The organism is Halomonas sp. MMSF_3323, assembly GCF_030733595.1.
Taxonomy (GTDB): Bacteria; Pseudomonadota; Gammaproteobacteria; order Pseudomonadales; family Halomonadaceae; genus Halomonas; species Halomonas litopenaei.
The window spans coordinates 1-17,630 of sequence record NZ_JASHIT010000020.1; the positions used below are offsets into that span (position 1 = coordinate 1).

Below are 17,630 nucleotides of genomic sequence, written 5' to 3' on the forward strand. Positions count from 1 at the left end.
GACCGGTAGTTCAGTTGGTTAGAATGCCGGCCTGTCACGCCGGAGGTCGCGGGTTCGAGTCCCGTCCGGTCCGCCAGTTTCACTCGATCCAGTTCGCTGGAAAAGTCCGGTCCTGTTACCGGCGCTTATTTCGAAAGGCCCCGCTGCTACGCAGCGGGGCCTTTTTCGTGTGCGTCAGGTCAGCGGTGGTGGACGAGGGTTGCCTGGAGGGCTATCTAGAGAGCTGTTCCAGGAGGGCGATTCCAGGGGCCATTTTAGTAGCTGTTTCAGGAGCTGTTTCAAGAGCTATCCCCGGAGCTGGCCGGAAAGAAACCTTTGCCCGACGATGCGTTTTGCGCGCATTTTCATCGTGGGGGGTGGCAGAGGGTGGACTGCTATCATACAGTTGTTTGAAATTGGTCGATGAGTGGCGCCAATTGTGTGAGCGCGCCATCCGACACCGCCAACAACAACGCGCAGCCTGTGCTGCGAAGGACCGCCCCGTGACCGCCTATCCCCAGCTCTTCACTCCCTTGCGCCTGGGCCATCTGAGCCTGCCCAACCGTGTGCTGATGGGCTCCATGCATACCAACCTGGAAGAAGCACCGCGCGGCTTCGAGCGTCTGGCCGCCTTCTACGCCGAGCGCGCCCGGGAGGGAGTGGCGCTGATTGTGACCGGCGGCATCGCCCCCAACGTCGAAGGCGCCGTCTTCCAGGGTGCCTCGCAGTTGACCAGCGAGGACCAGCTCGAGGGACATCGTCAGGTCGTCGAGGCGGTGCACGCCGAGGGCGGACGCATCTGCATGCAGATCCTGCACGCTGGGCGCTACGCCTACTCGCCGGAGCTGGTGGCGCCGTCGGCGATCCAGGCGCCGATCAACCCCTTTACCCCGCGTGAGCTTACTGACGAGGATGTGGAGCGGCAGATCGACGACTACGTGCGCTGCGCGCGCCTGGCCCAGCAGGCCGGCTACGATGGCGTCGAGATCATGGGCTCCGAGGGCTACCTGATCAATCAGTTCATCTGTCGGCGCACCAATCAGCGCCAGGATCGCTGGGGCGGCGACTTCGACAATCGCTGTCGCTTTGCGCTGGAGATTTTGCGCCGGGTACGCGCGGCGGTGGGGGATCGCTTTCTGCTGATCTACCGGCTGTCGATGATCGACCTGGTGGAGGACGGCAGCACCCATGACGAGGTCATCGCCCTGGGGCGGGCGGTGGAAGCCGCCGGTGCCGACGTGATCAACACCGGCATCGGCTGGCACGAGGCCAGGGTGCCGACCATCGTCACCAGTGTGCCGCGGGCGGCCTTTACCGAGGTGTCCCGGCGCATGCGCCAGGCGGTGACAATTCCGCTGATCACCACCAACCGCATCAACATGCCCGAGGTGGCCGAGCGGGTGCTCGCCGAGGGCCACGCCGACATGGTCTCCATGGCTCGGCCTCTGCTGGCCGACCCCGCCTGGGTGGCCAAGGCTCGCGGCGACAGGGCAGACGAGATCAACACCTGCATCGCCTGCAACCAGGCCTGCCTCGACCACACCTTCCAGGGCAAGCTGACCTCGTGCCTGGTCAACCCTCGCGCCTGTCATGAGACCGAGCTGTCGCTGGAGGCGGCCGCCACGCCGCAGACGGTGGCGGTGGTAGGGGGCGGTCCTGCCGGACTCGCTACCGCCGTCAGTGCCGCCGAGCGGGGCCACAGGGTCACCCTGTTCGAGCGCCAGGCCAGTCTGGGGGGACAGTTCAACTTTGCCCGTCGGATACCTGGCAAGGAGGAGTTCGACGAGACGCTGCGCTACTTCCGGGTCATGCTCGACAAGACCGGTGTCGACGTCAGGCTGTCCTGTGAGGCAACGCTGGCCGACCTCGAGGGCTTCGATCACGTGGTGCTGGCCACCGGCGTCCGTCCCCGCCAGCTTCAGTTGCCCGGTGCCGATCATGCCAGTGTGCTGAGCTACGCCGAGGCAATCGAGTCACCTGGGCGGGTCGGGCGGCGGGTCGCCATCATCGGCGCCGGCGGTATCGGCTTCGACGTGGCGGAGCTACTGACCCACGTCGCCCCGGGTGACGACCCCCTGGCCGAGTGGTGTGACGAGTGGGGCGTGGATCTCGCCGTGAGCGCGCCGGGAGGGCTCAAGCCCGCACAGCGTCCCGAGTCACCGCGGGAGGTCTTTCTGCTGCAGCGCAAGAGCTCCAAACCCGGCAAGGGGCTCGGCACTACCTCTGGCTGGGTGCATCGGGCCTCGCTGCGCCATCGGGGCGTCCAGGCGATACCCGGCTGCGAGTATCAGCGTATCGACGACCAGGGCCTGCATCTGAGCGTTGACGGCGAGGAGCGCACCCTGGCCGTGGACAGTGTGGTGGTGTGTGCCGGGCAGGAGTCGGTGCGTGAGCTGGTAGCGCCACTTGAGGCCGCCGGCGTTCGGGTGTCGATCATCGGTGGGGCGGACAAGGCAGCGGAGCTGGACGCCAAGCGCGCCATCGATCAGGGCGTGCGTCTGGCGGCGTCGCTGTAGGATTGTCGACAATAAAATATGCAGATTCGGTAATCCTCAGGAGGTGCGTTGTCGTGCCTCATGAGGACCGGGCAGGTGGCGTCCGGCGCTGGCTTCCCGGCCGTCGGCTACCTCGGCTTTGGTGCCTCTTGACCCTCTTAGGTCGAATTACGTCTGGACAATGAAACGCTTCTGCTGGCATGAGTTCTTATAGGTAAGGACGTTCAGCGTTGAAGACTCGAGCATCGTCATTGGCTAATGCTGTTCTACGCTGAGAGTACCCCCTCGACAAGGGCGATGGCAGGCAAGGGTGGGTGACGTCGTCCAGATCGAGTCCCGGGCATCACAGGAGGCATCGATGAGCATCTTCGACCACGTGCAGAACCGCTTCGCTCGCGTCCAGCAGGAAGAAATGTCCCTGCAGGAATATCTGGAACTCTGCCGTCAAGACCCTTCCGCCTACGCCAGTGCGGCCGAACGCATGCTGGAGGCCATCGGTGAACCCGAGGTGATCGACACCGCCAAGGACCCGAGGCTGGCGCGGATCTTTTCCAACAAGGTGATACGCCGCTACCCGGCGTTCAGTGAATTCCACGGCATGGAGGAGGCCATCGAGCAGATCGTGGCCTACTTCCGCCACGCCGCTCAGGGCCTGGAAGAGAAAAAGCAGATTCTCTACCTGCTGGGGCCGGTGGGTGGCGGCAAGTCGTCTCTGGCCGAGCGGCTCAAGCTGTTGATGGAAAAAGTGCCGTTCTACGCCATCAAGGGTTCTCCGGTGCACGAGTCCCCGCTTGGCCTGTTCTCGCCCGAAGAAGACGGCGAGCTGCTCGAGAAGGAGTACGGTATTCCCGGTCGCCACCTGCGCAGCGTGATGTCCCCCTGGGCAGCCAAGCGACTCAAGGAGTCCGGTGGTGACATCTCCCAGTTCCGGGTGGTGCGGCTGTATCCCTCACGTCTCAATCAGATCGCCATCTCCAAGACCGAGCCTGGCGACGAGAACAACCAGGACATCTCCTCGCTGGTGGGCAAGGTGGACATCCGCCAGCTCGAGCTTTATTCCCAGGATGACCCGGACGCCTACAGCTTCTCCGGTGGCCTGTGTCGGGCCAACCAGGGTCTGATGGAGTTCGTCGAGATGTTCAAGGCGCCGATCAAGGTGCTGCATCCGCTGCTGACCGCCACCCAGGAAGGCAACTACAACCCCACCGAGGGCATGGGCGCGATCCCCTTCGATGGCGTCGTGCTGGCCCACTCCAACGAGAGCGAGTGGCAGGCGTTCCGCAACAATCGCAACAACGAGGCCTTCCTCGACCGGGTCTACATCGTCAAGGTGCCTTACTGCCTGCGGGTCTCCGAAGAGATCAACATCTACAAGAAGCTGCTCGAGCACTCCTCGCTCAACCAGGCTCCCTGCGCGCCGGATACCCTGCGCATGCTGGCCCAGTTCTCGGTGCTGTCGCGGCTCAAGGAGCCGGAGAACTCAAGCGTCTACTCCAAGATGCGGGTCTATGACGGCGAGAACCTGAAGGACACCGATCCCAAGGCCAAGTCGATTCAGGAGTATCGCGACAGCGCCGGGGTGGACGAGGGCATGGACGGGTTGTCCACACGCTTCGCCTTCAAGATCCTGTCGAAGGTATTCAACTTCGACAACCATGAGGTGGCGGCCAACCCGGTGCACCTGCTGTACGTGCTGGAGCAGCGTCTGGAGCAGGAGCAATTGCCCAAGGAGACCTTCGAGCGTTACCTGCGCTACATCAAGGAGTACCTGGCGCCGCGCTACGTCGACTTCATCGGCAAGGAGATCCAGACCGCCTACCTGGAGTCCTACTCCGAGTACGGTCAGAACATCTTCGACCGCTACGTCACCTACGCCGACTTCTGGATCCAGGATCAGGAGTATCGGGATCCTGAGACTGGCGAGCTGTTCGATCGCCAGTCGCTCAATGACGAGCTGGAAAAGATCGAGAAGCCGGCGGGCATCTCCAATCCCAAGGACTTCCGCCACGAGGTGGTCAACTTCGTGCTCAGGGCGCGTGCCCAGAACAACGGCATGAATCCGGGCTGGCAGTCCTACGAGAAGCTGCGTGGTGTGATCGAGCACAAGATGTTCGCCAACACCGAGGAGCTGCTGCCGGTGATTTCCTTCAACGCCAAGGCATCCTCTGCCGACATCAAGAAACACGAGGACTTCGTGGCGCGGATGAAGGATCGAGGCTACACCGAGAAGCAGGTGCGCCTGCTGTCGGAGTGGTACCTGAGGGTGCGCAAGTCGCAGTAGCCGTGAAGGCACCGGGAGCGTCCCGGTGCCTGCCACCCTTGTCGACTGCGCCCAGGAGGTCCCATGACCTACTTCATCGATCGCCGAGCCAACGCCAAGAACAAGAGCGCGGTCAACCGCCAGCGCTTTCTTGACCGTTATCGGACCCATATCAAGCGCTCCGTGGAGGAGGCGGTGAATCGCCGTTCCATCACCGACATGGAGCGCGGCGAGAAGGTCTCGATCCCGAGCCGTGATATCTCCGAGCCGGTATTCCAGCACGGCAGCGGGGGGCGTCGCTCCATCGTCGCGCCGGGCAATCGCGAATTTCAGGAAGGGGATCGCCTGCGCCGTCCGGACGGTGGCGGCGGTGGTGGCGATGGCAGCGGCGAAGGCGGCGCTTCCAATCAGGGTGAGGGCATGGACGAGTTCGCCTTCACCCTGACGCGGGAGGAATTTCTCGAGTTTGTCTTCGACGGCCTGGAGTTGCCCCACCTGGAGCGCAAGCCGCTGGTCGACGTCGAGGAGGTGCGGCCGGTGCGCGCCGGGGTGTCCCGGGACGGGGTGCCGGCGAGGATCAACATCGTGCGCTCCATGCGCGAGGCCCAGGCCCGACGTATCGCTATGCGGGCGCCCATTCGTCGGGCCCTGCGCGAGGCTCAGGAGGCACTGGAGGTCGAGGAGCGCAAGGATCCGGTGCTCCGAAACCCCGCTCGCATCCAGGAGCTCAAGGACGAGATCGAGCGCCTGGAGCGGCGCCTGGAGGCGGTGCCCTTCATCGACACCTACGATCTTCGCTACAACCACCTGATCAACCAGCCCCAGCCATCGAGCAAGGCGGTGATGTTCTGCGTGATGGACGTCTCCGGGTCGATGACCCAGGCCCACAAGGACATCGCCAAGCGCTTCTTCCTGCTGCTGTACCTGTTTCTCGAGCGCAGCTACGAGCGGGTCGAGCTGGTCTTCGTCAGGCATCATACCGCCGCCAAGGAGGTCGACGAGGAGGAGTTCTTCTACTCCCGCGAGACCGGCGGCACCATCGTCTCCAGCGCCTTGACCCTGGTCGACGAGATCATCGACAAGCGCTATCCGCCGGGGCAGTGGAATCTGTACGTGGCCCAGGCCTCGGATGGCGACAACTGGGACGATGATTCGGTGAACTGTCGTGAGCTCCTGACCAAGTCACTGATGGGGCGCCTGCAGTACTTCACCTACGTGGAGATCACGCCCCACGCCCACCAGGCCCTGTGGGAAGAGTACGAGCGGGTGGAGGCGGCCTATCCTGACCGTTTCGCCATGCGTCAGATCGTCGAGCCGGGGGATATCTATCCGGTGTTCCGTGCCTTGTTCAAGCGTCGCGCCGAGAGTTGACCCCTAGGTCGACTCGACAGCAGGCCGGGGCCTTGCGGCCCCTGAACAAGCGCTACGCAACTCCGGGCGATAATAGAGCCCCGGAGAGGAGGGGAGCTCCATGACCACCTTGACCAAGCGCCACGCCAAGCCCATCGCCACCGGCTCCGACTGGAGCTTTGACGATCTCACCGAGTTCGAGGCCGAGATCGCGCGACTGGCAGACGAGTACCGGCTCGATACCTACCCCAACCAGATCGAGATCATCACCACCGAGCAGATGATGGACGCCTACGCCAGCGTCGGCATGCCGGTGGGCTATCACCACTGGTCCTTCGGCAAGCAGTTCCTGGCGGTGGAGCAGGCCTATCGGCGTGGTCAGATGGGGCTGGCCTACGAACTGGTGATCAATTCAGATCCCTGCATCGCCTACCTGATGGAAGAGAACACCCTGATGATGCAGGTGCTGGTCATGGCGCACGCCTGCTATGGCCACAACTCCTTCTTCAAGGGCAACTATCTGTTTCGGACCTGGACCGACGCCTCCTCGATCGTCGACTACCTGGTGTTCGCCCGCAAGTACATCAGCCAGTGCGAAGAGCGCCACGGTGTTCAGGCGGTGGAGCAGCTGCTCGACGCCTGTCACGCCCTGCAGAATTATGGCGTCGACCGCTACAAGCGTCCGTCCCCGGTATCTCCCGAAGAGGAGGCTCGCCGTCAGCAGGAACGCGAAGACTACCTGCAGACCCAGGTCAACACCCTGTGGCGCACCATTCCGACCGGTGATGTGGGCAGCATCGCAGAGCCCATGGCGTCCGAGGACGATCCGCTGGGGCTGCGAGGTGGCGGGCGTTATCCGCCGGAGCCCCAGGAAAACCTGCTGTACTTCATCGAGAAGAACGCTCCGCTGCTGGCGCCCTGGCAACGCGAGGTGGTGCGTATCGTGCGCAAGCTGGCCCAGTACTTCTACCCCCAGCGCCAGACCCAGGTGATGAACGAGGGCTGGGCGACCTTCTGGCACTACACCCTGATGAATCGTTTGTTCGACGAGGGCGCGGTGGACGAAGGGCTGATCCTCGAGTTCCTGCAGTCGCATACCGCCGTGGTCAGTCAGCCGGCCTTCGATAGCCCCTACTACAACGGCATCAACCCCTACGCCCTGGGGTTCGCCATCTTCACCGACCTGAAGCGTATCTGCGAGGCGCCCAATGACGAGGACCGCGAGTGGTTCCCCGACATCGCCGGCAGTGACTGGCGCGAGACGTTGAACTTTGCCATGCGCAACTTCAAGGACGAGTCCTTCATTCAGCAGTTTCTCTCGCCCAAGGTGATCCGCGATCTGAAGCTGTTCCAGATCGTCGACGATGACCAGGAGGAGACCCTGGAGGTCGGCGCCATCCATGATGAGCGAGGCTACCGGCGGGTGCGCGAGGCGCTGTCCACGCAGTATGCGCTGTCGCTGCGTGAGCCCAATATTCAGGTCTACGAGGCGGATATCCGTGGTGATCGTTCGCTGACGCTGCGCCACGTGCAGGATCAGCGGCGACCGCTGGCACGCAGTGTCTACCCGGTGATCCGTCATCTGCATCAACTGTGGGGCTTTCCGGTCAAGCTGGAGTCCTGGGACGGCGATGAGGTGGTGCGTCGCTATCAGTGGCCGCTGCCGGACAGCGAAGAAGGCGCTTGAGACTCGGCAAGAGCGGCAAACGACAACACCCCGGGCCATCGGCCCGGGGTGTTGTCGTTCTGGTGTGGCTCAGGGGTGAGCTCTTTTCAGCCTACCCCTGGTAGATCCGACGCTGGGTCAGCCAGACGTCAAGGCTTGGCGGTCCAGGACTGGCACCACCCGCCCGGCTCCACGCTGTTCTGCGGGAACAGCTGGCAGCCTTCGGTCTCGGCGTTGAAGAACATGCAGTTGGCGCAGGTCTCTCCCTCTTCGTAGGCGGCGTTGCCACTGGCGTCGCTGGCGTTCTCGACGTAGCCGAGCGCCTTGGCCTGGGCGTTGTCGATATCCAGGCGCGGCAGGCTCTGGGCCAGGGCGGTGCGGGACAGTACGCCAGCGCCCAGAGGCAGGGCGGCGATGCCCAGCAGACTGTGGCGCAGGAAGTCACGGCGGCTGTGCTTGGCCATGGTGGGGCTCCTCGTTGTGGCTCGATCGATAGTGATCGAATTCGATAGTCGAACGGTCTTGGTTGGGTCCTTTTCTGCTGGACCGATGTTATCGAGTGTGCCCGGTGAGCCTGGGCGACCTCGTGCGCTCTAGGCGGCGCTGAACATTCAGATTAGCTAAGCCTTTGAGTCTTGGCGAATCCTCGCTACTCCGCTGCGGCAATCCGCCACGCAGGTGGTGCCTGTCGGGTGGTGCTGCCCGTGCCGCGCCGGCGCTGATATACTGCGCCGCGAGCACACCACATCTTGCCGTCTGTGCCGTGGGCTTGGTTGGCCTGGCGAAGACGGACATCGAAGGAGGGCGACCATGCAGAATGCAGTGATCCTGATCAATGCCGAAAAGGGCCAGGTCAAGGCGGTGGCGGAGCGCCTCGCCGAGGTCGACGGCATCAGCGAGGTGTACTCCACCTGCGGTCGCTACGACCTGGTGGCGATCGCGCGCACCCGTGATTTCGAGAGCCTGGCCGAACTCGTCACCGGGCGCCTGAACGCGGTGGAAGGGATCGCCGACACCGAGACCCTCAACGCCATGCAGGTGCACTCCCGTCACGACCTGGAGACCATGTTCTCGCTGGGGTGGTAGCAAGATCGCGTCGGCGGCCCGGTGACTGCGCCGGGCCGGCGCAACGCCGCTCGTTCGACGCGCCGGCGACCAGCACCTCTTCGCCATCTCGTGACTCTTTGCATCAAGGAAGCGTGTGGACCTTTCACTCGATCGCCTGATACCCCGCCCCCGAAACCTCCTTGTCTCGCTGGTGCTGGTCGCCGCGGGTGCCTTTCTGTGGCACAGCACAGAGCAGGGCTACCGTGATCGCATGAGCTGGATGGGGGTAACCGAGTGGGCCGAGCCCGGCGTCTTGTCCTTCACCCGCGTCATGCGTAACGATGGCTATCTGCTGGGATGGTCGGATGTCCGCGTCGGTGCGCTGTGGGTCAGCTATGAGCTACGCCAGAGCGGGGATCGGCAGATCGGGCCGCGACCCGGTTTCCGCCAGGACTGGCGCACGCTGTGGCCTGTCAGCACCACGAGCTACTCGGGCAGTGGTTACGACCGCGGCCACCTGGCCCCGAACTACGCCATGGCCAAGGTGTGGGGAGAAGACGCCCAGGACGACAGCTTTCTGATGAGCAACATGATGCCGCAGAAGCCCGCGCTCAATCGGCAGCTGTGGCAGCGCCTGGAGGAGGTGGTGATGGACCACTTCCTGCCGCGCTTCGGCCGGCTGCAGGTGATCACCGGCCCGATCTATGCCGAGACACGAATCACCGATCTCGAGATCGATCGTCTACTCGATCGCGTCGGCTTCGTCGAGGTGCCGGTGGCGTTCTACAAGATCGTGGTGGTACCGGGGGATACGCCGCTGGCGGTGGCTTTTATCATGCCCCAGGACGTGCGCGGCGACGAGTCGCTCAAGCAGTATCTGGTCAGCATCGACGACGTGGAAGCAAAGACCGGGTTGAATTTCCTGCCGAGGCTGCCGGCGAGTCAGGAAGCCGACTGGGAGTCGGTCGCGGGGGTCGGCGACTTGGCATTGTCCCAGGTGGCCGAGTTGCCCTCTCGATTCGACTAGGTAGCGAGTTCGCGGGTGCCGGAAAGACGGCGGAGCTGGCTGTTGCTGTTCTGCTGCGTCAGGAGGGGGCGCAGAGGGATAGTGCAAGAGGAAGGTGAGGTAGAGGGATAGCCGGGAGCGGTGCAGATTTCAGGCACAAAAAAACCGCGACGAGGCGCGGGTTCTTGTTGATCCGATGTGGATCCGTTGTCTGCATGACGATGGTGCCCAGGAGAGGACTTGAACCTCCACGTCCATAAGGACACTAGCACCTGAAGCTAGCGCGTCTACCAATTCCGCCACCTGGGCGAACACGTGCTGCTTGACTGACAAAGAGCGTGACGACTTGCATCGTCGTGATCCCGAAGGATCGTTGGTGCCCAGAAGAGGACTTGAACCTCCACGTCCATAAGGACACTAGCACCTGAAGCTAGCGCGTCTACCAATTCCGCCATCTGGGCAAGTGGCGCGTATGTTACCGAATCATCTGAATAATGCAAGCGTCTCGATAGGGAATCGCGCGATTTTTTTTGCCGTTGTGACCATCGCCTGAATGGGCCCTCGGTGGGCGGCGGGTCTATCCACGGGCGCTTATGGTTGGGTCAAGGCCGCGCCAGCGCTATACTGCGCGCATGTTACGACAAATTTTCGACAAGACCGCACGCTCGCGCCCGGGAGTCGGCGCTCACCTGCCGTCCTCGACCCTGCCAAGGATGCCTTTCGCATGACCCATTGGACGCTCGACGCCGACGAACACGCTCTCCGCGAAGCCCACAAGTACGACAACCCCGCCCCGTCCCGCGAATACCTGCTCAAGCGGCTCGAGGAAATCGGGGCGCCGGTGACCCATGAGGCCATGAGTGATCAGCTGGGTCTCGATGACGAGGACCTGCGCGAGGCGGTGCGTCGCCGACTGTCCGCCATGGAGCGGGACGGCCAGGTGCTGCGCAACCGTCGCAACGCCTATGCGCTGATCGACAAGCTCGATCTGATCAAGGGCAAGGTGCTGGGGCATCGGGACGGTTTCGGCTTTCTATTGCGCGACGACGGCAAGAAGCCTGATCTGGTGATCCCCCCGCGACAGATGCGCCGGGTGTTTCACGGTGACCACGTGCTGGTGCGCATCAGCGGACGCGATCGCAGGGGCCGTGACGAGGTCACGGTGGTGGACGTCATCGCGCGCAACACCCAGACCATCGTCGGTGTGTATCGCGAGAATACTCCCGAGTTCGGGGTACTGATCCCCGAGAACAATCGGATCACCCAGGAGGTGATCATCCCGCACAGCGCCTGTGGTGGCGCCCAGGACGGCCAGGTCATCTCGGCACGCATCGTCAAGCAGCCCGAGACCCGGGTGCAGCCGGTGGGCGAGGTCATCGAGGTGCTGGGAGAGCGTATGGATCCCGGTATGGAGATCGATATCGCGCTGAGAAGCTACGAGATCCCGTCCGAGTTTCCGCCGGATGTCACCGACCAGATCGCCAGCATGTCCGCCGAGGTCGCCGAGGAGGACAAGCTCCACCGCATTGACCTGCGTGACAAGCCGCTGGTCACCATCGATGACGAGACCGCCAAGGACTTCGACGACGCGGTGTGTGCCTACAAGACGCGTTCGGGCAGCTGGAAGCTCCTTGTCGCCATCGCCGACGTGTCGCACTACGTGCGTCCCGGCAGCCCGCTCGATCAGGAGGCCATCGCCCGCGGCAACTCGGTGTACTTCCCGGGGCAGGTAGTGCCGATGCTGCCGGAGCTGCTGTCCAATGGATTGTGCTCGCTGAATCCGGACGTCGATCGTCTGGCGCTGGTGTGCGAGCTCAACATCTCCAAGACCGGGGCCATCAGCCGTTATCGCTTCTACGAGGCGGTGTTCCGTTCCCATGCCCGGCTGACCTACAACAAGGTGGCGGCGATCCTTCAGGACGAGGGGGAGGAAGGCGAGGCCCTGCGCCAGGAGTACAAGTCGCTGGTGCCGTCGCTGAAGAACCTGCACAGCCTCTACCAGTTGCTGCGAGAAGCGCGCACCGAACGGGGTGCCATCGACTTCGAGACCACCGAGACCGCCATCGTCTTCAACGACGAGCGCAAGATCGAGAAGATCGTGCCGCGCTCACGCAACGACGCCCACAAGATCATCGAGGAGTGCATGCTGGCGGCTAACGTTGCCACCGCGCGCTTCCTCGACAAGCACGACCTGCCGGCGCTGTACCGTATCCACGAGCGTCCGTCGCCGGAGCGCCTGGACAAGCTGCGGCTGTTCCTCAACGAGATCGGCATGTCACTCGGCGGTGGTGATGAGCCGACGCCCCAGGACTACCGTGACCTGGCCGAGGCGATCAAGGGTCGCGACGATGCCGACATCATCCAGACGGTGATGCTGCGCTCGATGAGTCAGGCGGTGTATTCGCCCCACAACGAGGGCCACTTTGGCCTGGCCTACCCGGCCTACGCCCACTTTACCTCGCCGATTCGTCGCTATCCCGATCTGCTGGTGCACCGCGCCATTCGTTCGGTGATCCGCGGACCGCGCCAGACCAACACCGTGCTGCGCGCCGAGGGAGCGCCGGTGGAGCCGCCGACCAAGTGGTGTCCCTATACCTTCGAGCAGATGCTCGAACTTGGCGAGCACTGCTCGATGACCGAGCGTCGTGCCGACGACGCCACCCGTGACGTCGAGGGCTGGCTCAAGTGCGAGTTCATGTCCGACAAGCTCGGCGAGGTCTACGACGGTACCATCGCCTCGGTCACCCAGTTTGGTATCTTCGTGCGCCTCGACGCGTTCTATGTCGAGGGACTGGTCCACGTCACCTCCTTGCCGTCGGACTACTACCACTACGAGCCCGAGAAGCATCGTCTCAAGGGCGAGCGTACCGGCACCAGCTATCGCCTGGGCGATGGGGTCACCGTTCAGGTGGCTCGGGTCGACCTCGACGAGCGCAAGATCGACTTCGAGATGGCCGACGACAAGCCGCGCCCTCGTCGGGCACCGCGCAAGCGTCGCGACGCAGGCGCCCAGAGTCAGGGCAAAGGCCAGGGTAAGGGGCGCGGCGGCAGGACGGCCCAGGGCGACACCAAGCGCCGTGCCGACGGCCCTTCCGGGGTCGGCGAACAGGATGCCCCGAAGAAGAAGGGCGGACGTCGGCGCCGCGGTCCGCGGCGTGGCAACAAGGGATGAACACCCGCGTGAAGATTGACCAGGAGGCCGCCCGTGGCCAAGCATGATTCCAGACGCCGTCGCCACGGCCAGAGCCAGTCCCAGGCGCATGACCAGGCGCGTACTCAGGCGCGTGGCAAGGGACGTGGTCAGCATGGTCCGGCAGTGCCGAACGGCCTCGACAGTGTGTTCGGCGTCCACGCCGTCCGGGCGCTGCTGGAGCGTGGCGAATCACCCAAGGAACTGTGGGTGCAGGAGGGCGACGCCGGGCGTCGTCTGAGTGAGCTGGTCGATACCGCGCGCAGTCGCGGCGCCAGGCTCAGGAGCGTGCTCCGTGAAGAGCTCGACGGCCTTTCCCAGGGTGCCTCCCATCAGGGTATCGTGGCGTTCTGTCCGCCACTGGCGCCGGAGGGCGAGGAGTCCCTGTGGCACAAGCTCAAGGCCTGGCCGCTGGAGACGCCGCCGCTGCTGCTGATCCTCGATGGTGTCACCGACGTTCACAACTTCGGCGCCTGTCTACGCAGTGCCGATGCCGCCGGGGTGCACGGCGTGATCGTGCCCAAGGACAAGTCGGCACCGCTCAACGCCACCGTGCGCAAGGTGGCCTGCGGTGCCGCCGAGAGCGTGCCGGTGTATCAGGTGACCAACCTGGCCCGCGCCATGGCGCGACTGAAGGAAGAAGGGGTGTGGATCACCGGTACCGCCGGCGAGGCCGACGCCAGCGTCTTCGCTGCCGACTTCACCGGGCCCATGGCGCTGGTGATGGGGGCCGAGGGCAAGGGCATGCGTCGGTTGACCCGGGAGGCCTGCGACAACCTGGTCAAGCTGCCCATGGCGGGCACCGTCTCGAGTCTCAATGTGTCGGTGGCCACCGGCGTCTGTCTGTTCGAGGTGGTACGCCAGCGCGAACTCAAGGCCCGCGGGTGACGGTGTCGCTCCAGCATCGGCTTGCAACCCTGATCACAACTCCGTAGAATCTGGGCGCCCGTGCGTTCTGCGCGGGACAGGCTAATTGTTATTCACTCCTTGCTTCCCCCGGCGCCGAGACGACTCAGGCCCCTGCGGAAGCTGCCAAACCGAAAGGAGAATCCATGCGTCACTACGAGATCGTCTTCATGGTCCACCCGGACCAGAGTGAGCAGGTTCCGGCCATGGTCGAGCGCTACACCAGCATCGTCACCGAGAACGCCGGTACTGTTCACCGTCTCGAGGATTGGGGCCGCCGTCACCTGGCCTACCCGATCAACAAGATCCACAAGGCTCACTACGTGCTGATGAACGTCGAGTGCAGCGGCGAGACCCTCGAGGAAATCGAGAACATCTTCCGTTTCAACGACGCCATCATTCGCAGCCTGGTGGTGCGCTGCAAGGAAGCCATCACCGAAGCGTCTCCGATGATGAAGCCGGTGGAAGAGAAGCGTGCCCGTCGCGAAGAAAAGCCGCGCACCGCTGAATCCGCCTGAGCCGCGCATCACTAGCTCTGCAACGCACGTATAAGGAGTCTTTCCATGGCACGCTTTTTCCGTCGCCGCAAGTTTTGCCGTTTCACCGCTGAAGGCGTGAAGCAGATCGACTACAAGGATCTGGACACGCTCAAGGCCTACATCACCGAGACCGGCAAGATCGTTCCCAGCCGCATCACCGGTACCAAGGCCCGTTACCAGCGCCAGCTGTCCACCGCGATCAAGCGCGCACGCTACCTGGCCCTGCTGCCTTACACCGACAGCCACCAGTAAGTCGTCGCCGATGCTGCCCGTCGCCCGATGGTCGATGAAAGGCATGCCCCAGGCGACTCTGGTCGCGCTGGTGGCGTCTGCGGTGCCCTGGCTGTTCTGGTTCGGGGCGGCGATTGCCGCTCTGGTGACCTTGCGCAAGGGCATGGCACCGGCGATGCCGGTGATCGCCGCTGCGGCGGTGCCGGCAGGCTGGTGGTGGACCCAGGGAGATCCGATCCCCCTGGCGACCACCCTGCTGGCGCTGTTGATGGCCATCGTGCTGCGCTCCCGCATGCGCTGGGGCGAGGCGCTGATCCTGGGGTCGCTGGCCGGCGCTGCGATGATCCAGCTGGGGGTGTTCCTGCCCAAGGCAGACACCGCCCTGATGCTGGAGCAGCTGCGCCAGAGTTCCTCCGAGGTGGCGGCCATGCTCGACGAGCTGGCTGCCCAGGGGCTCGACGCCAGTCGGCTGGCCGAGCTGGTCATCAGCGGTGTCACCGGTCTGGTGGTGATGCTCGCTGCGGTGGCCTGTCTGGCCCTGGCACGCAGCTGGCAGGCGGGGCTCTACAACCCGGGAGGTTTCCGGGAAGAGTTCCACGCCCTGCGGCTCACCCCGAGGGAGCTGATCCTGTTGGTGGTGCTGGTGATCGCCGGCACCCTGCTGGGTCTCCCCGGGATCGGCATGCTGGCCTGGATTCCGCTGCTGATGGCAGGCATCGGCCTGACACATGGTGTAGTTGGACGTAAGGGAATGAACGGGTTGTGGCTGGTCGCGTTCTATCTGCTGCTGATCACCACCTGGCCCATGATTCTCATCGTGCTGGTTGTGGCCCTGATCGATACCTTCGCGGACTTCCGCGGGCGTCTGGGTCACAGCAACTGACATAGAGGTTTACGAGATGGAAGTCATTCTGCTCGACAACATTGGCAAGCTGGGCGGTCTCGGTGACAAGGTCACCGTCAAGCCTGGTTACGGCCGCAACTACCTGGTGCCCTACGGTCTCGCCGTGCCGGCCACCAAGGACAACATCGCTGCCTTTGAAGCCCAGCGTGCCGAGCTCGAAGCTCAGGCCGCCGAGCGCAAGGCCGAAGCCGAAGCTCGCGCCGAGCAGCTCAACGACATCGAGCTGTCTCTGGTCGCCAAGTCTGGCGACGAAGGCAAGCTGTTCGGTTCCATCGGTCCGCGTGACCTGGCCGAGGCGATCTCCAGCGCCGGTATCGACGTCGCCAAGAGCGAAGTCCGCATGCCGGAAGGCCCGATCCGCCAGACCGGCGAATACGACATCGTGCTGCACCTGCATGCCGACGTCGACGCCACCGTGCGCGTGGTGGTGGTGGCCGAGTAAGGTCGTCTCCCACGGCAGTGGCAAGGGCGCGGGAGTCACATCCCGCGCCCTTTTTTGTGGCTCGCGATCGCCCGCATGGGTGATCGTGCGACGGACCCGGCTTCGGGTAGACTAAGGCTTGTCTGGAGAGTGGCTGCGCTCGTCGACTTTTCGGACACAGCCTGGATCCAGTGGCATGGCGCCGTGAACAACAGCGAAGAGACAAGCGCATGAGTGACGTCCAGACCATCGATCGTGAAGCCGCGGCGCTGAAGGTTCCGCCGCACTCGGTGGAGGCCGAGCAGTCGGTGCTGGGTGGCCTGATGCTCGACAATCAGGCCTGGGACAATATCGCCGACCGGCTGGTGGCCGACGACTTCTATCGCTACGAGCATCGCCTGGTGTTCAACGCCATGGTGGCGCTGGCCGAGTCGAGCCGTCCGCTGGACGTGGTGACCCTGTCCGAGGCCCTGGAGGGGCGCGACCAGCTCGACACCGTGGGCGGGCTCGCCTACCTGGCGGAGCTGGCCCGCAACACTCCCTCGGCCAGCAATATCCGCGCCTATGGCGACATCGTGCGCGAACGCGCCACCCTGAGAAAGCTGATCCAGGCGGCCAACCAGATCGCCGACGGCGCCTTCAGCCCCAATGGGCGTCCTGCCGATGAGCTGGTCAACGAGGCCGAGCGGCTGGTGTTCCAGATCAGCGAGGACCGCCCCAAGGCCGGCGGCCCCATCGGCATGAGCGAGCTGCTGACCAAGGCCGTCGATCGCATCGACGAGCTGTTCAACATGAAAGGCGAGATGACCGGCCTGTCGACCGGCTTTCGCGATCTCGATGACATGACCTCCGGGCTGCAGCCCTCCGACCTGGTGATCGTCGCCGGCCGTCCGTCCATGGGCAAGACCACCTTCGCCATGAACCTGGTGGAGCACGCGGTGGTGTCCAGCGACAAGCCGGTGATGGTGTTCTCCATGGAGATGCCGGCGGACTCGATCATGCTGCGCATGCTGTCGTCACTCGGCCGCATCGACCAGACTCGAGTGCGCTCCGGTCAGCTCGAGGACGAGGACTGGCCGAGGTTGACCTCGGCGGTCAACCTGCTCAAGGACAAGCAACTGTTCATCGATGACACCGCTGCGCTGTCGCCCAACGAGATGCGCTCACGGGTGCGTCGCGTGGTGCGCGAGCACGGCAACCTGGCGATGATCATGATCGACTACCTTCAGTTGATGCAGGTGCCGGGGTTCGGTGACAACCGTACCGGCGAGATTTCGGAGATCTCGCGCTCGCTCAAGGGGCTTGCCAAGGAGTTCGGCTGCCCGGTGATTGCGCTGTCGCAGCTCAACCGCTCGCTGGAGCAGCGCCCCAACAAGCGTCCGGTGATGTCGGACCTGCGTGAATCCGGGGCCATCGAGCAGGACGCCGACCTGATCGGTTTCGTCTATCGTGATGAGGTCTACAACCCGGATAATCCCGACAACAAGGGACTCGCCGAATTCATCATCGGCAAGCAGCGTAATGGCCCCATCGGGACGGTGCACATGGCCTTTATCGGCAAGTACACCCGCTTCGAGGATCTGGCGCCGGACAGCTACGGTGATACCTTCGGCGAATAAACGTGCTTGAGCCTGAC

Annotated in this window: 14 protein-coding genes and 2 tRNA genes; 13 read left to right on the forward strand and 3 right to left on the reverse strand. The window is 63.9% G+C overall.

Annotation, left to right across the window (positions count from 1 at the left end):
• Positions 1–482 precede the first annotated feature (482 nt).
• The 4 genes from RBB39_RS11565 to RBB39_RS11580 all read left to right on the forward strand — a co-directional run bounded on the left by RBB39_RS11565 (position 483) and on the right by RBB39_RS11580 (position 7,771).
• Positions 483–2,495, forward strand: coding sequence for an NADPH-dependent 2,4-dienoyl-CoA reductase (locus RBB39_RS11565; protein ID WP_045992148.1), 2,013 nt, complete (start codon positions 483–485; stop codon positions 2,493–2,495).
• Positions 2,496–2,832: 337 nt separating this feature from the next.
• Positions 2,833–4,755 carry a PrkA family serine protein kinase gene (locus RBB39_RS11570; protein WP_045992147.1) on the forward strand — a complete coding sequence of 641 codons (1,923 nt, stop codon included), beginning with the start codon at positions 2,833–2,835 and terminating at the stop codon, positions 4,753–4,755.
• Between the two features lie 63 nt (positions 4,756–4,818).
• Positions 4,819–6,105, forward strand: coding sequence for a YeaH/YhbH family protein (locus tag RBB39_RS11575; protein ID WP_045992146.1), 1,287 nt, complete (start codon positions 4,819–4,821; stop codon positions 6,103–6,105).
• 100 nt (positions 6,106–6,205) lie between these two features.
• Complete coding sequence (locus tag RBB39_RS11580) at positions 6,206–7,771, forward strand: SpoVR family protein (RefSeq protein ID WP_108131324.1); 1,566 nt, start codon at positions 6,206–6,208, stop codon at positions 7,769–7,771.
• A gap of 128 nt (positions 7,772–7,899) precedes the next feature.
• Here the strand turns inward: RBB39_RS11580 and RBB39_RS11585 are convergent, their stop codons facing one another.
• A complete protein-coding gene (locus tag RBB39_RS11585) occupies positions 7,900–8,214 on the reverse strand; it encodes a high-potential iron-sulfur protein (RefSeq protein WP_306169098.1) in 315 nt (104 codons plus the stop codon).
• A gap of 346 nt (positions 8,215–8,560) precedes the next feature.
• Here RBB39_RS11585 and RBB39_RS11590 point away from each other — a divergent pair, with 346 nt between their 5' ends.
• Together RBB39_RS11590 and RBB39_RS11595 are read left to right on the forward strand one after the other, a co-directional pair.
• Positions 8,561–8,836, forward strand: a complete 276-nt coding sequence (locus RBB39_RS11590) for an Lrp/AsnC family transcriptional regulator (RefSeq protein WP_045992143.1) — start codon at positions 8,561–8,563, stop codon at positions 8,834–8,836.
• Positions 8,837–8,951: 115 nt separating this feature from the next.
• The gene (locus RBB39_RS11595; RefSeq protein ID WP_306169099.1) at positions 8,952–9,824 is read left to right on the forward strand and encodes a DNA/RNA non-specific endonuclease; all 873 of its coding nucleotides are present in this window, start codon (positions 8,952–8,954) and stop codon (positions 9,822–9,824) included.
• A 201-nt stretch (positions 9,825–10,025) separates the two neighbouring features.
• Here RBB39_RS11595 and RBB39_RS11600 read toward each other — a convergent pair.
• A tRNA-Leu gene (locus RBB39_RS11600) sits at positions 10,026–10,112 on the reverse strand.
• Positions 10,113–10,177: 65 nt separating this feature from the next.
• Positions 10,178–10,264 (reverse strand) — tRNA-Leu (locus RBB39_RS11605).
• Positions 10,265–10,527: 263 nt separating this feature from the next.
• On the opposite strand from RBB39_RS11605, the gene rnr reads away from it, so the two are divergent.
• From rnr to dnaB, 7 genes are all read left to right on the forward strand, one after another.
• A complete protein-coding gene (gene rnr / locus RBB39_RS11610) occupies positions 10,528–12,975 on the forward strand; it encodes a ribonuclease R (protein WP_306169100.1) in 2,448 nt (815 codons plus the stop codon).
• A 165-nt stretch (positions 12,976–13,140) separates the two neighbouring features.
• The gene (rlmB, locus tag RBB39_RS11615; protein WP_204248931.1) at positions 13,141–13,881 is read left to right on the forward strand and encodes a 23S rRNA (guanosine(2251)-2'-O)-methyltransferase RlmB; all 741 of its coding nucleotides are present in this window, start codon (positions 13,141–13,143) and stop codon (positions 13,879–13,881) included.
• Positions 13,882–14,045: 164 nt separating this feature from the next.
• The gene (rpsF, locus tag RBB39_RS11620) at positions 14,046–14,417 is read left to right on the forward strand and encodes a 30S ribosomal protein S6 (RefSeq protein WP_045992140.1); all 372 of its coding nucleotides are present in this window, start codon (positions 14,046–14,048) and stop codon (positions 14,415–14,417) included.
• A gap of 45 nt (positions 14,418–14,462) precedes the next feature.
• Entirely contained in the window at positions 14,463–14,690 is a 228-nt protein-coding gene (gene rpsR / locus RBB39_RS11625; protein WP_016853668.1) for a 30S ribosomal protein S18, read from the forward strand.
• 10 nt (positions 14,691–14,700) lie between these two features.
• Positions 14,701–15,552, forward strand: coding sequence for a hypothetical protein (locus tag RBB39_RS11630; protein WP_222515625.1), 852 nt, complete (start codon positions 14,701–14,703; stop codon positions 15,550–15,552).
• 16 nt (positions 15,553–15,568) lie between these two features.
• Positions 15,569–16,015, forward strand: coding sequence for a 50S ribosomal protein L9 (gene rplI, locus RBB39_RS11635; protein WP_045992138.1), 447 nt, complete (start codon positions 15,569–15,571; stop codon positions 16,013–16,015).
• Positions 16,016–16,224: 209 nt separating this feature from the next.
• Complete coding sequence (gene dnaB / locus RBB39_RS11640) at positions 16,225–17,613, forward strand: replicative DNA helicase (RefSeq protein WP_045992137.1); 1,389 nt, start codon at positions 16,225–16,227, stop codon at positions 17,611–17,613.
• The last annotated feature ends 17 nt before the right edge of the window (positions 17,614–17,630 follow it).

Excerpts from the sequence above, each read along its gene's own strand:
- RBB39_RS11585 (WP_306169098.1), bottom strand. The coding sequence starts at position 8,214 with ATGGCCAAGCACAGCCGCCGTGACTTCCTGCGCCACAGTCTGCTGGGC.
- dnaB (WP_045992137.1), top strand. The coding sequence starts at position 16,225 with ATGAGTGACGTCCAGACCATCGATCGTGAAGCCGCGGCGCTGAAGGTT.
- rplI (WP_045992138.1), top strand. The coding sequence starts at position 15,569 with ATGGAAGTCATTCTGCTCGACAACATTGGCAAGCTGGGCGGTCTCGGT.
- RBB39_RS11575 (WP_045992146.1), top strand. The coding sequence starts at position 4,819 with ATGACCTACTTCATCGATCGCCGAGCCAACGCCAAGAACAAGAGCGCG.
- RBB39_RS11570 (WP_045992147.1), top strand. The coding sequence starts at position 2,833 with ATGAGCATCTTCGACCACGTGCAGAACCGCTTCGCTCGCGTCCAGCAG.
- rnr (WP_306169100.1), top strand. The coding sequence starts at position 10,528 with ATGACCCATTGGACGCTCGACGCCGACGAACACGCTCTCCGCGAAGCC.
- RBB39_RS11590 (WP_045992143.1), top strand. The coding sequence starts at position 8,561 with ATGCAGAATGCAGTGATCCTGATCAATGCCGAAAAGGGCCAGGTCAAG.
- rpsR (WP_016853668.1), top strand. The coding sequence starts at position 14,463 with ATGGCACGCTTTTTCCGTCGCCGCAAGTTTTGCCGTTTCACCGCTGAA.
- rpsF (WP_045992140.1), top strand. The coding sequence starts at position 14,046 with ATGCGTCACTACGAGATCGTCTTCATGGTCCACCCGGACCAGAGTGAG.
- RBB39_RS11580 (WP_108131324.1), top strand. The coding sequence starts at position 6,206 with ATGACCACCTTGACCAAGCGCCACGCCAAGCCCATCGCCACCGGCTCC.
- RBB39_RS11630 (WP_222515625.1), top strand. The coding sequence starts at position 14,701 with ATGCTGCCCGTCGCCCGATGGTCGATGAAAGGCATGCCCCAGGCGACT.